Source organism: Saprospira grandis str. Lewin, assembly GCF_000250635.1.
In the GTDB taxonomy this organism is placed as follows: Bacteria; Bacteroidota; Bacteroidia; order Chitinophagales; family Saprospiraceae; genus Saprospira; species Saprospira grandis.
Genome location: NC_016940.1, coordinates 2,379,257 through 2,394,207 on the forward strand (window position 1 = coordinate 2,379,257; position 14,951 = coordinate 2,394,207).

Consider the following 14,951-nt stretch of genomic DNA (forward strand, 5'->3'; position numbering starts at 1 on the left):
AACTGGCGCCCCTTTGGGGCTGCCCCTCCCTTTGGTCGGGTCGCTCCACTTTGCAGCTCGCAGGCTTGCTCGGCCCTGCAGCCCTTCGGGCTTGGGTCTGCCGCCTTTGGCGGCCCTGCTTCGGCAGCTCAGCCTGCGGGCGCTTCGCGCCCTGTCCACCGCAGAAAAAAAGCAGGACAAAAAGACCGTAAAAGGGAACTAAAAAAGAATTCTTCTAAACAAAATTTAACGATAGTTAAAACCCGCCAAAAGAAATTAAATTTTGGGCAAAGGGGCCTTTTCTTATATAAAAGAGAGTAAAGCTATCATTTTACTGCTAAAAGCTTCTAATTGAAGCAACTGCGGCCTAGAAACTAGGGGGCAAAAAAAATAAAATTCCTTTGCATAGGTGGCGAAACTGCATATCTTTGCAGCGAATTTAAGAAAACCATCATAAGCTAAACAGCATGCTTAAGAAAATTTATAGCCTTCTAGTAATTGCGATTTTGGGCCTTTTTGTAGGTCAGAATCAGGCTTATGCTTCTGGGGGCGATGACCCCATTGAGGCGGTCATGCACCACATTGGCGACGCACATCAATTTCACATTGTAGGTGATATGTATTTGCCTTTGCCTTGTATCGCTTATAGCGATGCGGGTTTGTTCTTTAGCCTATCTTCTGCTTTTGAGTATAGCCATGCCAATCATATGAGCAGCAAAGCCATTGATGGTTATGTCTTGTATCATGATGAGTTGATGCGCATCAAGGGAGATTTTCCTGCTGGTGTTGTAGAACTAAAGACAGATGGACATGCCGATGCACATTCAGATCAGCCCATGCCTGGCCATAGCGATGCTCATGGCGACAAGCAGGTGGTCGATGAGCATGGCGTGCATACAGAGGGTGGCCATGATCGTGATGAAGTGCATGTGATGCACCAGATTACGCATGATGGAAAAACCTATGAGCTAGAGTCGGCTAGCAAGCTACAAGCCATGACTAGCTGGTATGATTTCTCGGTAACGAAGAATGTATTTTCTATGTTTTTGGCCTTCTTGCTATTGGTGCTCATCTTTAGCTCAGTAGCCAAAGCTTATAAAAAGAATCAAGGAAAAGCGCCCAAAGGCCTTCAGTCTTTGCTAGAGCCTATCTTTGTATTTATGCGCGACGAAGTGATTGAGCCTGCAATTGGCCACAAATGGGAGAAATTCTTCCCCTTCTTGATGTCGCTATTTTTCTTTATCTTGTTCTCTAACTTGTTGGGCCTCATTCCTTTCTTCCCTGGAAGTGCCAACATTACTGGAAACTTGGGCGTTACTTTGGTACTCGCCGCCTTCACTTTCTTGGTCACTAATATTAGCGGAAATGGCCACTACTGGCGCCACGTTTTTGCTATGCCTGGTGTACCTCTTCCCATCTTGATTTTGTTGACCCCAATTGAGGTGGTGGGTTTGTTTATTAAGCCAATTACGCTCTTGATTCGTTTGTTTGCAAACATTACGGCGGGTCACATTATCATCCTTTCATTGGTTAGCTTGATTTTCATCTTTTCTAATGGAGGCGAAAACACAGGCGGTGCCGTGGGAGGTGGAGCGATTGCTGTTCCTTTTGTATTTGCCATGAACTTCTTGGAGCTCTTTGTAGCTTTCTTGCAAGCCTTCATCTTTACCTTGCTTTCTTCTATTTATATCGGTGCAGCTGTAGAAGAGCACCATCATGAAGAAGCACACTAGATTTCGACTAACGATTATTATTTATATTTTTTTCATTCTTTAATCATTACTTATTATGGGACCTCTTGGAGCTGGACTAGCTGTTATCGGCGCAGGCCTTGGAATTGGACAAATTGGCGGTAAAGCCATGGAAGGTATTTCACGTCAACCTAAGGCGGCTGGTGACATCCGTACAAGTATGATTATCGCTGCTGCTCTTGTTGAGGGTGCTGCCCTCTTTGCTATCGTAGTAGCTTTGATCAAAGAGTAATTTTAACTCTTCAAGCTGACTCGGCAACGATTGGTTGTCGAGCAGCTTCTTTTCTTTTAGAATTTATACTATTTATTATAATACACATATATACTCTGCCTTATGCTTTATCTAGCAGACTTCTCTGTGATGAATCCAAGCTTCGGCTTGTTGTTCTGGACCAGCATCATCTTTATCTTGGTATGGTTGGTAATCGGCCGCTTTTTCAAGAGTATCAAGAATGCGCTTAAAGATCGTGAAACCGATATCCAGTCGGCTCTAGATCAGGCCAAATTGGCTCGTGAAGAAATGGCTCAACTAAAATCTGAGCATGACGTATTGTTGAAAAAAGCTCGTGAAGAGCGCTTGAAAATTATTGCTGATGCTGAGGCCGCTCGCGAGCAAATTGTAGAAGAAGCCAAAGCTAAAGCAGACCAAAGCAGCCGCCAGATGATTGAGGCCGCTAAAGTAGAAATTGAGAACCGCCGCAAAGAATTGGAGGTGGAGCTCTTTAACGAACTCGGTCAACTTTCTGTACATCTTGCAGAACAACTCATTGGCCGCGAACTAGAAAACAAGCATGAGGATTTCATCCAGTCTAAAGTGACTGAGTTGAAAAATACAGACCTCGCTCAGCTCAACTAATTTTTTCTTCCTCTAACTTTTAGCTATTATGTCTATTAGCCGTATTGCCGCTCGCTACGCCCAATCACTCTTTGATTTGGCCCAACAAGAGCAAGCACTCGATCAAATTCATGAGGATGTAAAAAGTATTGAGCAGGTGGTAGAATTGCCCGATTTTGAGGCAGTCATGAGAAATCCACTGATCTCTACCGAGAAAAAAGAAAACATCTTCGAAGCCGTGTTCAAAGGGAAAATTCACCCTCTGGCCCTCAATACTCTGATGGTCATGGCTGAACACAAAAGAGAACGCTACCTTAGCGCTTTCTGCCACTTCTTCCACAACCTCTACACTGAGTATAAAGAGGTTTCTATCGTTAAACTGACCACGGCCACTGCCGTTAGCCAAGCCGCTATTGACAATATTTTGGCTGGCTTTCAAGAAAAAGGCCTAATCAAAAAAGATATTGAACTAGAGGTGGCTGTAGATCCTAGCCTTGTTGCTGGATTTGTGCTCGAGTTTAATGATAAAGTATATAATGCCTCTGTGGCGCAAAAGCTCTCTGAGCTGAGAACCAAATTTAGTCAAAACCTCTATACTAAAAATATTTAAAGATATGGTTGACGTAAGACCGGACGAAATCTCCGCAATATTGAAAGAGCAAATTACTGGTTTTGGCGCCGGTGCAACGCTCGAAGAAGAAGGTACCGTATTGGAAGTGGGTGATGGTATCGCCCGTATCTATGGTTTAACAAATGTAGCGGCCGGTGAATTGGTCGAATTCAAAGATAAAGGGGTTCAAGCTATCGCCCTTAACTTGGAAGAAGATAACGTAGGGGTTGTACTTATGGGTCCTTCTGAAAAGATTAAAGAGGGAGACAAAGTAAAACGTACTGGCCGTATCGCTTCTATCGATGTAGGAGAAGGTATGCTTGGCCGCGTAATCAATCCTTTGGGCCAACCCCTAGACGGACGTGGCGCTATCACAGGAGAACGCTACGCTATGCCCCTAGAGCGTAAAGCTCCTGGTGTAATTTATCGTCAGCCTGTAAACGAACCGCTCCAAACAGGAATCAAAGCTATCGATGCCATGATTCCAATCGGACGTGGACAACGTGAGTTGATTATCGGTGACCGCCAAACGGGTAAAACCGCTATCGCTATCGATACGATCCTCAACCAAAAAGAATTTTACGATCGCAATGAGCCCGTATACTGTATCTACGTTGCCGTAGGTCAAAAGGCTTCTACTGTAGCTATGGTAGCTAAAACACTAGAAGAAAATGGCGCTCTTCCTTATACCGTAATCGTTTCTGCAGCAGCTTCTGATCCTGCTCCCCTTCAGTTCTACGCTCCCTTTGCTGGTGCCGCTGTAGGTGAGTTCTTCCGCGATACAGGACGCCCCGCTCTTATCGTTTATGATGATTTGTCTAAGCAGGCGGTAGCCTACCGTGAGGTATCTCTACTCCTACGCCGTCCTCCCGGACGTGAGGCTTATCCCGGTGACGTTTTCTACCTTCACTCTCGTTTGCTAGAACGCGCAGCCAAAGTAATCAACAATGATGAGATCGCTCGCGAAATGAACGATTTGCCCGATTCACTCAAAAACGCTAAGGATGCTCAAGGTAATCCTATCGTGAAAGGTGGTGGATCTCTTACGGCTCTTCCTATCATCGAGACACAAGCAGCCGACGTTTCTGCTTATATCCCAACGAACGTAATTTCTATTACCGATGGTCAGATCTTCCTAGAGTCTAACCTTTTCAACGCCGGTGTGCGTCCCGCTATTAACGTAGGGGTGTCTGTATCTCGCGTAGGGGGGTCTGCTCAGATCAAACCCATGAAAAAGGTATCTGGTACCCTTAAGTTGGACCAAGCTCAGTACCGCGAATTGGAGGCTTTTGCCAAGTTTGGCTCTGACCTCGATGCCGCCACTAAGCTCGTTCTCGATAAAGGTGCCCGTAACGTAGAAATCCTAAAGCAACCTCAGTATTCTCCCGTTTCTGTAGAGAAGCAAGTAGCCATTATCTACTGTGGTACTAAGGGCCTTTTGCGTAACGTTCCCGTCGATCGCGTTAAAGAATTTGAACGCCTGTTCTTGATCGAACTCGATCGCCGCCTACCCGATGTACTTACCGCTTTCCGCAACAAAAAGTACAACAAAGAAGATCTCGCTAAGATCGAAGCACTTGCCGCCGAAATGACGCAGCAGTTCGCTTAATCATATACTCTGAGGATTTGGGCTAGCCCCGCTAGCCCAAACCCTTCTTTTCTTATTTTCACCATCTAGATGTCTCGAAATGGCCAACCTTAAAGAAGTACGTGACCGCATTCAGTCGGTAAACTCTACGCAGCAAATTACCAAAGCGATGAAGCTGGTAGCGGCCTCTAAGTTGCGTCGTGCCCAACAAGCTATCACGCAATTGCGCCCTTACTCAGAAAAACTCAATAGCATTTTGTCTAACATTATGCTCACTATTGAAGAAGGAGCAGATGAGTCTGGCTACTCTAATGAACGCCAAATCAATAAGGTCTGCCTAGTGGTGATTAGCTCTAACCGTGGCCTTTGTGGTGCCTATAACTCTAATGTAATCAAACAGGTGATCGGCCTGCTAGAAGAAGGAGGAAAATACCACAAGCAATATGAAGCCGGCAACGTTTCTATGCTCTTTATCGGTAAAAAAGCATACGATATCCTCAAAAAGACCTACACTAAGGCTACTTTGATTACGGATTATCTCGAAATCGTAGGCAAAGATTTCTCTTCTCAAGATTCTATGCCTATCGCCGAAATGCTTATGCAGCAGTATCTAGACGCAGACTATGACGCTATTGATATCGTCTACGCTAAGTTCCGCAATGCCGCTATGCAAGAGTTTGAAGTAGAACAGTTCCTCCCTATCGCCAAAGCAGAAGCCCCAGAAGGTCAAGAAGACTTTTCTGTAGACTTTATCTTTGAGCCCCCTAAAGAGGACCTACTCGAATACCTCACGCCTACTATCCTCAAAACGCAGTTTCACAAAACTATCTTAGACTCTAATGCCTCTGAGCATGGTGCCCGTATGACGGCTATGGATAAAGCTTCTGAAAATGCCGATGAGCTCTTGCGTGAACTCAAAATTAACTATAACAAAGCCCGCCAAGAAGCAATTACTACCGAGTTGGGAGAAATTGTGGGCGGTGCCGCCGCTCTCGAAAGCCAATAGGCCAAAAGAGAGATATACAAACAAAAAAAGGAAGCCGATTGGCTTCCTTTTTTTATTTCACTAGCTTGGTTCTAGTTTGCACCAGGACGACGCTTCTGTGAAGCGGCATCATTGGTATTCGTTGCTCCACCACGCTTCTTCTGTGCATCAGCATCACCTTTGGTCGTTGCTCCACCACGACCCTTCTGAGGATCTTTAGTGGCTCCACCAGAAGTAGCTTCTTCAGCAGGAGTGGTAGATGAACCCTCGCTACCAGAGGTAGCAGATCCAGAGCTAGGCGCAACAGGACGTGTGCTGTTTCCACCACTCTTTACCGTCTCCTCCACAGGAGCATCAGGATTCTCTTCTTTGTACAAACGCATAGCCTCTTCATCAGCAGTTTCTTGGCATTTCTGCATCTGCTCTTCCATGAATTTGGTCTTTAGCTCTTCATATTTGGCGTCAATTTTCGCCTGCTCACCATCATCAAAAGAAGATAGCAAACCAAAGGCACCCAACCCTAGGCAAAAGGCACCTGCAAACAATAGTTGCTTTTTCATAACTATATCGGTTTTATAAAAGTCAAAATAAAATTACTGCTCAGCCTCTCCATCTGCTTGCTCTGCCATAGCCTGAGCAATAGAGTCTTTTTTAGCCGCTACCAATTCGTCGCACTTTTTAGTGGCTTCTTCCATTAGGGTAGCTTCTTCTGTTTTTAGTTTTTCTTCCGCTTTCTTGGCAATATCCGCCTCGCTAGAAGCTCCGCCGCCGCAGCTAACGACAGAAAAGGCCATAAGGCCTAGGCTCAAAGCGCCTACAATTAGTTTTTTCATGATCTTGTACTTTTGATAAAATGATTCGTGAATAGACTCAAACTGCTTGCTAAAAAGCTTTTTGAGCCTATACAAATTTAAGATAAAATATCAGATATACAAGCGCAAGGCCCTGTTTTACTACCTTTCTACAGTTGGCTTTCCTCTTTTTTACAAAATCCTAGGATCCCATCTTCTTTTGCTTTTTCTTTTTGTTTTTTGGGGGCCCGCGGCCAGCTTTGCTGGCCGCCGCTATGCTGCGGGGCTCACAGGTCTGTTCGGCCCTGCAGCCGCCTGCGGCGGCTTGGGTCTGGCCTGCGGCCCCCCCTCCGCAGCGCTGGGCCGCTCATCTGTCTTTTTTTCTTTTGGTCTTCTTCTTCGGCAGTTTTGGGGCCATGGGCTGAAGCCCATGGTTGTGGGTCTATGCAAACTGGCGGACTAAAGCCCTTGTTTGCTGGAAAATGGAAAAAAATTTAGCTCCAAGAAAAAACAACCCTTGTTCAAAGTGGTAGAGGATTTTAATCCTTTCCACACTATAGATGTAGAATGGGATTGTTGTCTGGCTGTGGGTTTCAACCCACAGGTATATATCCACCCTACAGGCCCGAAGGCCCGCAGGCTTAGGGATGGATAGGGGGGCGGCGAAGCCGCAGACCAAGGAGCGAAGCGACGCAGGGCCGAGCAGACCTGCGAGCCCCGACACAGCCCGGCCCGCCTGAAGGGCGGGAAAGCCCCAAAAAAATACAATCTCAAAGATTAGATAACTTCCCTAGCCCTAAAATTCTAAGCCATAGAAGTAGTATAAAAAGAAGCCCAACAAAAGCAGATGCAAGAGAAAGGCGGCCCAAGCCCGCCAGAGAAAGGAGCGTTTTTGGGTTTTGTGTCGAAACCAATAAATGCCCACTAAAATACCCAAGCTACCGCCCAAAAAACCTAGGCGCAAGAGTTGTTTTTCGGGGACTCGCCAAGCGTCTTTTTTGGCCTGTCGTTTATCCCAATACATTTGTATTAGGGCATAAATATTTAGGCTAATGGGGAGGAGGATAAGTAAAAGCATAGCTAAAGGCGAGACTGATGAATAAAATAGTGGTCCAAAATAACCAAAGCCGCCATGGCCTCTACAATGGGGACGGCCCGAGGGAGCACGCAGGGGTCATGGCGTCCCTTTCCAGCTAAAGTAACTGGCTCGCCCTTTTGGTTAATGGTCTGTTGAGCTTGCATAAGGGTGGCCACAGGTTTAAAGGCCAAATTGCAATAAATATCCATTCCATTAGAAATTCCGCCCTGAATTCCGCCAGAATAATTAGTGGTGGTTTTGACCTGTCCATCTTCCAGGACAAAGGGGTCGTTATGTTGGCTACCGCGCATTTTGGTCCCGGCAAAGCCAGAGCCATATTCAAAGCCCTTACAGGCGTTAATGCTGAGCATCGCCTTGGCCAAATCGGCTTGGAGGCGGTCAAAAACGGGCTCGCCTAGGCCTGGGGGAACGCCTTCTATGACCAGTGTAATTTGGCCCCCGATACTATCGCCGGCTTTTCGGACCTCTCGGATGAGGGCTTCCATGGCTTGGGCTGTTTTTGGTTCTGCTGCTCGAACGGGATTTCGTTCTACCTCAGTGGGGTCTAGTTCCCAGTAAGGGCGAGTACATTCTAGTTCGCCTACTGCTTTTACATAGGCCCAAATCTTCATGTCATATTGGGCCAAAATCTGCCGAGCGACGGCTCCAGCGGCTACCCTTGCGGCAGTTTCTCTGGCAGAAGAGCGGCCCCCACCGCGGTAATCTCGGATGCCATATTTTGCGGTATAGCTATAGTCGGCATGAGAGGGGCGATAAAGCTCGGCCCAGCCGCTATAATCCTTAGACTTAGCATTTTGGTTGGGGATAAAAATATGCAGGGGCGTGCCCGTTGTTTGGCCCTCAAAAAGGCCAGATAAAATCTGAAATTCTTCGGTTTCTTGGCGTTGAGTAACAATAGCCGATTGGCCGGGTCGTCTGCGGGCCAAATCGCGGCGTATGAGGTCTAGATCTAGCAAAAGGCCAGCTGGGCAGCCGTCAATGATGACCCCAATTCCAGCCCCATGAGACTCCCCATAGGTACTAATTCTAAAAATTCGTCCAAAACTATTGCCCGCCATCTTCCTCCTCGATATAGCTAGAGTAATCTTCAATTTTTTGGGCCAAGCGGGCCTCCAGATAGGCGTGAGTGCCGCCCAGAACCTCTAAAATCATTCGGGCATCTTCTTGATAGGCCTTTCTTCTTTCGGCGCTCCAATAATGAGGGGGAGGACTCATATTCACTAGGCGGTCGGCCAATTTGACCAAACAAGCTTCTTTAGAGTTGGCCTTGATGCGGTTTAGGGAGTCTGCCATTTGTTGTGCCTTGGGCAGCTTTTTATTTTTGCTTAGGGTTTGTACGGCGGCGCAGACCTCCTCGCCAAACTCGCGGGCGAGTTCTTCGGGCAGGATATCGGTATCTTCTAAAACATCATGCAGGATGCCTACCTGCAAGCAGAGGTTTTCGTCAAAACCTTCTGCCTCATTTTCTAGGGCAAAGTTAATTTCGGCTCCAACATGAGCAAGGTGTAGTAAATAGGGCAATTCACTACCCGACATTTTTTGCCCGGCATGAGCGCGAGCGGCAAAATCTAAAGCTCTACGATAAACATCTACAGGCGTTGGCATATTTTCTATCTTTAGGTCCTTAATGAAGTTCTCCGCATCAAAATTACGGAAGAACAATTGAAAGTTAGTAAACTTCTGGCAAAATCAAGCCTTTTCGCTAAGCAGAGCGTTATTGGGGCGAGATTATTTTTGGTCCAGATAGCTTTTGCTGCCCTTGGGCAGCCTTTGTCGAGCGTTTGGCCTAGCGATGTGGAGGGGTGGCCGAAGGCCAGACCGAGCCAGCTTGCTGGCGAAGGGCCGAGCGAATAGCGAGCCCCGGAACGTAGCGCAGCGCAGCTGAGGCCCCAAAAAAATACAAAAAAACAAGAGCGGCTTTTGTTTGGCCCTACAAATAGCTGTAGCTTTCCAATCGATATTTAAAACCAACACTACTTATGAAAACATTACTACCTATTCTTTTTGTACTGGCTTTTGCGCCTTGGGCTTCGGCTCAGTTTGTCATTTTTGGCGAAGCCGTACAATCCAATATCAGCAATTCTGGATTTACCGTTAGCTACAATACCTCTCAGCCGGGGGAGGGAATTTTGGAGTATGGGCTAACGCCTAGCCTAGAAATGGGTTTTTCTGCTGCTGGTCCCAATGCGAGCAGCCACCAAGTAGCGCTTTCGGGCCTACAGGCTGCAGAGGTCTATTATGTTCGCCCTAGCCTGATTCGGAATGGCGACACCATTCCCTCGACCAAAACGGCCATTATGGCCACGGCTTCTAACTCTACTGGGCAGATCAAAATCTTCTTTAATAAGAGCATTGATGTGAACGTATCTAATGGGACCTATCCGCATATCAACAACTCTTCGGCGGCTATTGTTGCCGAGCTCATTAAGCGAATTGATAGTGCCCAAACGAGCATTGATGTGGCCGCCTATAATATCAACCAAGCGAACATTGTAACGGCCCTAAACAACGCCCAAACTAGAGGCGTTGTGGTGCGCTATATTGCCAATGATGGGACCTCTAACAGTGCGTTGAGCAATGCCAACTTTCCTTATGAGGAAGTGAATAATACTGGCCTGATGCACAATAAATTTCTCGTTTTTGATGCGGGCTCTGTCTATGATAGCTACGTTTGGACCGGCTCGATGAACTTGACGTCTGGAAATATCTATGACGATTTTAATAATGTCGTTTTGGTCCAAGATCAAACTTTGGCCAAAGCTTACAGCATTGAATTTAATGAGATGTGGGGTAGCACGACAACTACCTTTGATGTGGTGGCTAGCCGTGTAGGCGGTCAAAAAGCCGATAATACGCCGCATTTGTTCATGATTGGCGGCAAGTTGGTCGAGCAGTATTTTTCGCCTAGCGATAATACCACCACGGCCATTAAAAATGCTGTACTTTCTGCGGGTGGAGATGTTTCTTTTGCCCTACTCACCTTTACCAACAATGAGTTGAGAGATGCCGTTTTGGACCGTCAACAGTCTGGAGAGCAAGTAGCTGGAATCATTGAAAATATTGGCGATTTGGGCAGTGATTACAATGACCTCAATGCTGCTGGCGTAGATGTTTATGCAGATAATCAGCCTCATGATATCCACCACAAATATGCAATTATTGATGCCAACACCCCCAACTCGGACCCTCAGGTGGTTACGGGCTCGCATAACTGGTCGCAGGGGGCCGAGGATGTCAATGATGAAAACACCCTCATTATCCATGATGCTGAAATTGCCAACTGGTACCTACAAGAGTTTTCGGCTCGCTATTGTGCCAATGAAGGAAGCAGCAACTGCCAATATGATCCCGCTGTTTCGGTTTGGCAAACAGAACTAGAGAGCTTCAAGGTATATCCCAATCCTAGCCAAGGCCAAATTCAAATTGAGTTGGATCAAGAGCAAGTATTAGATTATCAGCTGCTCAATAGCTTGGGCCAAAGCGTTCTAAGTGGCCAAATTCAAGGACAGCAGGCGCAGCTAAGCCTAAATCAACTGCCCAAAGGAAGCTACTATTTGGTCCTCTATAAGGAAGGCCAAGCTTGGGGCCGACAACTCATTCAGTTGTTTTAAGCCTTTGCTTAGCTAATAATAAATAAGCGGCCAACTCTTCTTAAAGAGTTGGCCGCTACTTTTTGACCGACTGCTATTCTTGAATAATCGCCTTGATTTTCTCGGCAATAACCTTGCCCTTGGGACCCAGTGATTTTATAGGTTTACCACTAGCGGCATAGGCCAAAAAGGTGAAATTATCGGCCAAAACCTCATCGGGATGAATGGTATAATTGGTGTTGCGACCAATTTGCTCCCAGTAATTATTAAGCTCTTTTTCCTCTAGGCCCAAATCGGGACTTTTTATGCGATATTGGCCCGCTTGGGGGAGCTCCTCTAGCTCAAAAAACTGAAAAAGCATAGCTTGTAGCATCGGAATGCCCTTATAGGCCCCAAAACGAGAAAAAATAATGGGAGTAGCCAAAAATTCTTGTTCGTTCTTATCTTTTAGCCGAATGGCATAATTTAAATCTAGGCCATCGGGATTATAGAAAATGCGCTTTTGGAGAAAATCAGACAAGATCAGGCTGTCTATTTGCTGATAACCAATGGCCGCATAAAGTGCCTTCCTTTTTTGGGGCGAATAGCGAGAATAAATATGAAAAATCTCATGAATTAGGGTTTGTTCTAGCTTGCTGCTATTGATCAATTGATCGGCTGGAATAACAATGCAGTTTTCTCGAGTATAATAAACCGAGGCCCCATAATAGCTGCCCAAAGTCTTTATTAGCCGCATTTTGGGCAGCTTAATATTAGGCGCAAAAGCAGCAATGCGGTCTAGGGCCGACTGAAAGGTTTTATGCAGCAAAATTTGCTCGCTAGCACTAAATTCCTGAACATCCTTTTGCAGCATTTCTTTGTAGTGGGGCAAGAGGTCTAGCCTTTTGTTTGTGGCCTTTTCTAGCTGCATCTGAATGGCCATTTCTAGGGCTTGTACCTTTTCAAAATAACCCTCCTTACTGTCTTGCACAACAGCGGCTTGGGCCGCTTCTAGCGATAAAATTTCATAGTCGCAAAGGACATGATGCCCCTCTTTTTGGGGAGGCTGTTGGCAGCTGCTCAGCAAAAGGAGGCCAAGCAAAGGAAAAAGAAGAAAACGCATAAAATTAAGGGGTTTTAAATTGTTGGGCCAAATAATAAGGCGCCTCGGGCCCCATGCAAAACAGGAGGTCCAAAGCCGATAAATGAGCTAAAAAACCTAAACGGTCCTCAAAAAGCTGAGGGTAGGGCAGGGGCGCAAAATAGGGATCGGGGGCTTTGGTTTGCTGTGGTCGAATCTGATTCCGAAAATCAATGCCTGCCTCAAATTGATGCGAAAACTGCGCTGTAAAAGAAGGCGTTTCCAACTGAAAATGCTCCAATAAAAACTGCAAAGCGGCCCAATTTAGAGCAAACAAATGGCTGGGCCGACTCTCCAAAATGGCCCGAATTTCCTCCCCATAATAATCAAAAAAAGGAGCCTTGCCATAGGCCGTTTCTATGCTGCGCCAATGCTGTTTGGGCCAGTCCTTTTTGTAGTCAATTTTTACCTCCCGAACCGGCAATTGCTGATGCTTGCCCTTCTCTAAAGGCACCGATAAGGCCAATTTCCCCTGGGCCGTCGCCAAATGATAACGATTGCGAAAAGACCCCTTCCGATAATGCTCCTCGCCTTCCAAAATAACCGAAAAACCCAGCCATTTAGAGAGGTACTGCAAAGAGGGAAAAAGCTGTAATTCTATTAAAAGTGAATCCTGCATAAGTCGTCTTGTTCAATAAAGTTTAGGCAAATATAATGCATTTGAAAAAGGATTTGGGGCTGCCCCTCCCTTTGGTCGGGTCGGGCTGTATCGCAGCTCGCTGTTCGCTCGGCCCTGCAGCGGCAAAGCCGCTTTGGTCTGCCGCCTGCGGCGGCCCTGCTGCCCATCCCTCAGCCAGATTTAATTGCGCTGCTTTGGCCATCTTTGCTATGAATTTTTGGCTAGGCTAGCTATTTTTTAAGGGCATAGCCTTCGCTATGGCCGAGAAAAATAGGGCCGACTAGCAGGAAATTGCTGCAAACTATAAAAGTGAGCGCGTTTAAATCTGGCTATTGCCTGCGGCCCTTCGGGCCTGTCCACCGTAAAATAAACCTAACACTAAAATGTCTTAAGACTGAATATAAATAAGTTCTTAGAGGGCTAAACTTACATAAATATGACAGTAAAATGACGCTCTGCCCGTACTTTTGTAGTGCTTTGCTGTTTACTATAAATGTAGGTCTTTTCTGTATAAGCTAGCCCATTTGCTTGGCCCTATAGCCGCCAAGCAAAAACTGTTTTGCAGAATTTACCGTACTTCAGTAAAACCGGATTGCCATGCTCCCTGGCCCCAAAGCGCTACAATTTGTTGGCGTCTCCCTTTCTTAACAGCTGCTAAAGATATCGCCATGAAGGCCATAGAACAATACAAAATCATCACATTTACCCATCGCCGTACTGATTTAAACGGGATTGGCCAATTTGTACTCCGACCGAAAACAGAGGAAGAATCTGTTTTGGAACAATTGCATGCCTTTAAGCAGCAGATTGGCGCCAAAGAGATCTATTATCTTTCTACTTGTAACCGCATTCTGTTTTTAGTGTTGGCCCAAAAAGAGGATAAAGGCAAGGCCTTTAAGCAAAAGTTTATGCAAACCCTATATGCAGACTTGAGCGAGGCCCTACAAGCTAAGGCCCTTAAGGAGGCTTTTTTGTATGAGGGCCTAGAGGCGATTGACCACTTTTTTCGGGTTTCGGCTTCTATGGATTCTTTGGTGGTGGGCGAGCGCGAGATTCTTCGCCAACTCCGAGAAGCTTATCAAGATAATCTGGAGCAAGGCCTTACGGGAGATGCCATCCGCTTACTGATGCGCTTTACGGTAGAAACGGCCAAAAGAGTCTATTCTTCTACTCGCATTGGCGAAAAGCCCGTTTCGGTGGTGTCTTTGGCGGTTTCTAAACTCATGCAGGCCCAATTGCCACCTAGCTCTCGCTTTTTGTTGTTGGGGGCCGGGCAAACCAACGCTCTTTTTGCCAAGTTTCTAAAAAAGTATGGCTACCATAAAGTCACGGTCTTTAACCGCAGCCTGAAAAAAGCGCAGGAGTTGGCCCAAGATTTTGATGGGGAGGGCCTTTTACTCAGCCAGTTGGGAGAATATAGAAAGGGCTTTGATGTTGTCGTGGCTGCCACAGGCGCCAAATCGGCCCTATTAACGACTGAGCTTTATGGGCAGCTTTTGGGCGAAGAAGCAGCAAGTAGCAAATTACTGATTGATTTGAGTATTCCGAATAATATTGAGCCCGCTATAGCGGAGCAGTACCCCAAGGCGCAGTATATTCCCATTGAGAGTTTGAGAGAATTGGCCCAAAAGAATTTGGCCTTTAGAGAGCAGGAACTAGAGCGGGCCAAAGAAGTCGTAGAAGAGCAGGTAGATATCTTTTATCAGGCCTTTAAGGAGCGTTTGATTGAGCTAGCCCTCCGAGAGGTGCCCATTCAGGTGAAGGCCATTCGGCAGCATGCTCTAAATAATGTATTTAAGAAAGAACTAGCCGATTTGGATGAGGAGTCTTTGGCCCTTTTGGACCGCATGATGGCCTATATGGAAAAGCGCTGCATTGCAATTCCCTTGCAAGTGGCCAAGCAAAATATGTTGAAAGAAGACTAGCCATTCTCGTCTAGGGCGGGGCCGAAGGCCCCGCAAAGGAGCGAAGCGACGCGGCTGAG

15 protein-coding genes are annotated in these 14,951 nt (G+C 46.4%); 8 read left to right on the forward strand and 7 right to left on the reverse strand.

All coding sequences use genetic code 11. The features are described from left to right. Positions 1 to 446 precede the first annotated feature (446 nt). From atpB to atpG, 6 genes are all read left to right on the forward strand, one after another. A complete protein-coding gene (gene atpB / locus SGRA_RS10615) occupies positions 447 to 1,712 on the forward strand; it encodes a F0F1 ATP synthase subunit A (RefSeq protein WP_015692679.1) in 1,266 nt (421 codons plus the stop codon). Positions 1,713 to 1,767: 55 nt separating this feature from the next. Then, the gene (atpE, locus tag SGRA_RS10620; protein ID WP_015692680.1) at positions 1,768 to 1,962 is read left to right on the forward strand and encodes an ATP synthase F0 subunit C; all 195 of its coding nucleotides are present in this window, start codon (positions 1,768 to 1,770) and stop codon (positions 1,960 to 1,962) included. Between the two features lie 102 nt (positions 1,963 to 2,064). Next, entirely contained in the window at positions 2,065 to 2,586 is a 522-nt protein-coding gene (gene atpF / locus SGRA_RS10625) for a F0F1 ATP synthase subunit B (RefSeq protein WP_015692681.1), read from the forward strand. 28 nt (positions 2,587 to 2,614) lie between these two features. After that, a complete protein-coding gene (gene atpH / locus SGRA_RS10630; RefSeq protein WP_015692682.1) occupies positions 2,615 to 3,175 on the forward strand; it encodes an ATP synthase F1 subunit delta in 561 nt (186 codons plus the stop codon). 4 nt (positions 3,176 to 3,179) lie between these two features. Then, entirely contained in the window at positions 3,180 to 4,784 is a 1,605-nt protein-coding gene (atpA, locus tag SGRA_RS10635) for a F0F1 ATP synthase subunit alpha (RefSeq protein ID WP_015692683.1), read from the forward strand. A gap of 79 nt (positions 4,785 to 4,863) precedes the next feature. Then, the gene (atpG, locus tag SGRA_RS10640) at positions 4,864 to 5,769 is read left to right on the forward strand and encodes an ATP synthase F1 subunit gamma (protein WP_015692684.1); all 906 of its coding nucleotides are present in this window, start codon (positions 4,864 to 4,866) and stop codon (positions 5,767 to 5,769) included. Between the two features lie 71 nt (positions 5,770 to 5,840). Here atpG and SGRA_RS10645 read toward each other — a convergent pair whose 3' ends face one another. From SGRA_RS10645 to SGRA_RS10670, 5 genes are all read right to left on the reverse strand, one after another. After that, positions 5,841 to 6,308: a hypothetical protein gene (locus SGRA_RS10645; RefSeq protein WP_015692685.1), complete on the reverse strand. Its 468-nt coding sequence runs from the start codon at positions 6,306 to 6,308 to the stop codon at positions 5,841 to 5,843. Between the two features lie 33 nt (positions 6,309 to 6,341). Beyond that, the gene (locus tag SGRA_RS10650; RefSeq protein WP_015692686.1) at positions 6,342 to 6,581 is read right to left on the reverse strand and encodes a hypothetical protein; all 240 of its coding nucleotides are present in this window, start codon (positions 6,579 to 6,581) and stop codon (positions 6,342 to 6,344) included. A gap of 754 nt (positions 6,582 to 7,335) precedes the next feature. Further along, positions 7,336 to 7,617: a DUF1294 domain-containing protein gene (locus tag SGRA_RS10660; RefSeq protein ID WP_015692689.1), complete on the reverse strand. Its 282-nt coding sequence runs from the start codon at positions 7,615 to 7,617 to the stop codon at positions 7,336 to 7,338. A 2-nt stretch (positions 7,618 to 7,619) separates the two neighbouring features. Beyond that, positions 7,620 to 8,696, reverse strand: coding sequence for a chorismate synthase (gene aroC / locus SGRA_RS10665; RefSeq protein WP_015692690.1), 1,077 nt, complete (start codon positions 8,694 to 8,696; stop codon positions 7,620 to 7,622). Next, positions 8,683 to 9,300: an HD domain-containing protein gene (locus tag SGRA_RS10670; RefSeq protein ID WP_245538539.1), complete on the reverse strand. Its 618-nt coding sequence runs from the start codon at positions 9,298 to 9,300 to the stop codon at positions 8,683 to 8,685. Before SGRA_RS10670 ends, aroC begins: the two co-directional genes overlap by 14 nt. A 317-nt stretch (positions 9,301 to 9,617) precedes the next feature. Between SGRA_RS10670 and SGRA_RS10680 the strand changes: the two genes are divergently transcribed. Next, positions 9,618 to 11,249, forward strand: coding sequence for a phospholipase D-like domain-containing protein (locus tag SGRA_RS10680; protein ID WP_015692693.1), 1,632 nt, complete (start codon positions 9,618 to 9,620; stop codon positions 11,247 to 11,249). A gap of 73 nt (positions 11,250 to 11,322) precedes the next feature. On the opposite strand, the gene SGRA_RS10685 is transcribed toward SGRA_RS10680, so the two are convergent. Together SGRA_RS10685 and SGRA_RS10690 are read right to left on the reverse strand one after the other, a co-directional pair. After that, positions 11,323 to 12,330 (reverse strand): hypothetical protein, encoded by a 1,008-nt coding sequence (locus SGRA_RS10685; protein ID WP_015692694.1) that lies wholly within the window; start codon positions 12,328 to 12,330, stop codon positions 11,323 to 11,325. Between the two features lie 4 nt (positions 12,331 to 12,334). Continuing rightward, positions 12,335 to 12,967 carry a WbqC family protein gene (locus SGRA_RS10690; RefSeq protein WP_015692695.1) on the reverse strand — a complete coding sequence of 211 codons (633 nt, stop codon included), beginning with the start codon at positions 12,965 to 12,967 and terminating at the stop codon, positions 12,335 to 12,337. Between the two features lie 668 nt (positions 12,968 to 13,635). On the opposite strand from SGRA_RS10690, the gene hemA reads away from it, so the two are divergent. Further along, positions 13,636 to 14,892 carry a glutamyl-tRNA reductase gene (gene hemA, locus SGRA_RS10700; protein WP_041329623.1) on the forward strand — a complete coding sequence of 419 codons (1,257 nt, stop codon included), beginning with the start codon at positions 13,636 to 13,638 and terminating at the stop codon, positions 14,890 to 14,892. Positions 14,893 to 14,951: the final 59 nt, after the last annotated feature.